The following is a 1,355-nucleotide window of genomic DNA, read 5'->3' on the forward strand; positions in this document are numbered from 1 at the left end:
TCAAACGGCTGAAAGTTGGTGCCACGCGGCGGTTTTCGGCCACCACCCGGGAGTCGTTGTTGGCGGATCTGCGCCGGATACTCGATCCGGATTACGGCGTGCGTGCGCGAGAGATCGCCCGGCACATGACCAAACCCGCTGAAAGCGTTGTCAAGGCCGCTGACGTGGTGGAGAAGTTTGCCGGCTCGCGGAGTCGCGCCTGATCGGCAAAGCCGACAGCGCGGATGTGTGCCGCACTGTCAGCGTCCTGACTCCGGCGCCGGCGCCGAACTAGTTGCCGCTTCTGGAGACACGGGACCACACTTTCTGGCACACTAGATATCTGATCAGCCGACGATGCCTGGGGGTCGCGTCAAACCGTCAAAGGTCGTCACAGTCCAATGGTCGGGGGGATAGGGCCGATGATATTGGCTTCGTCACACCCGACGGCGCCCGGTGGGAATTGCCGGTTCGCCCGCTCGCGGAACCTCATTCCCCATGCCATGCAACGAAAACAGTCAATCCCAATAGGGAAGGGAGAGACTGAAATTAGGGCCGAAAGACCCTACTCTGAAGTGTTGCCGGGGCAAGGGAAAAGTGATTAAGGTTACAACGCGATGAAATTTGCTGTGGCAAGCTACGGGACGCGCGGTGACATAGAGCCGTGCCTCGCTATCGGGCGGGAACTGACGCGCAGAGGGCACGAAGTCCGCATGGCCGTCCCGCCCAATCTTGTTGAGCTCGCGCAGGAAGCAGGCCTGGCGGCCATCGGCTACGGACCCGACATGCACGACTTCTGGAGCGACGAGTTCATCCGCGACTTCTGGAAGAATTTCGTGCGCGGGCCCATCAAGTTGATGCGCGACGCATGGGAGCCGGTGCTGCGGAACTGGCAGCTGATGAGCTCGTCACTGATGTCGGTCGGTGCCGGCGCCGATTTGATCTTCACCGGACAGCTCTACCAGGACCTCGCGATCAACGTCGCCGACTACTACCGCATTCCGATGGCCACGCTGCATTACATTCCGATGCGGCCCAACGGCGAGCTGATTCCGGCACTGCCCGGGCCGATGGTCCGTACCGGGATGGCGGTGTACGACTGGATGTGTTGGCGGATGAACAAGAGGGCCGAGGACCGGCAGCGCCGCGAACTCGGACTGCCCACCGCCACCGTCGCCTCACCGCGCCGGATCGCCGAACGCGGCTCGCTCGAGATCCAGGCCTATGACGAAGTCTGCTTTCCCGGGCTGGCCGCCGAATGGGCGAAGAAATGGGGCGACCGACGGCCCTTTGTCGGCGCGCTGACCATGGAGTTGACCACGGACGCCGACGAGGACGTGGCATCGTGGATCGCCGGTGGATCGCCGCCGATCTGC

1 protein-coding gene and 1 pseudogene are annotated in these 1,355 nt (G+C 62.9%); both read left to right on the plus strand.

Annotation, left to right across the window (positions count from 1 at the left end):
- A pseudogene (locus A9X04_RS21025) lies at positions 1–203 on the plus strand (glycosyl transferase family 1); the annotation flags it as partial.
- A gap of 393 nt (positions 204–596) precedes the next feature.
- Positions 597–1,355, plus strand: a 759-nt coding sequence (locus A9X04_RS21030; protein WP_197509265.1) for a glycosyltransferase, incomplete at its 3' end; no start/stop codon positions are given.

Source organism: Mycobacterium sp. E3247 (genome assembly GCF_001667785.1).
Classification (GTDB): domain Bacteria; phylum Actinomycetota; class Actinomycetes; order Mycobacteriales; family Mycobacteriaceae; genus Mycobacterium.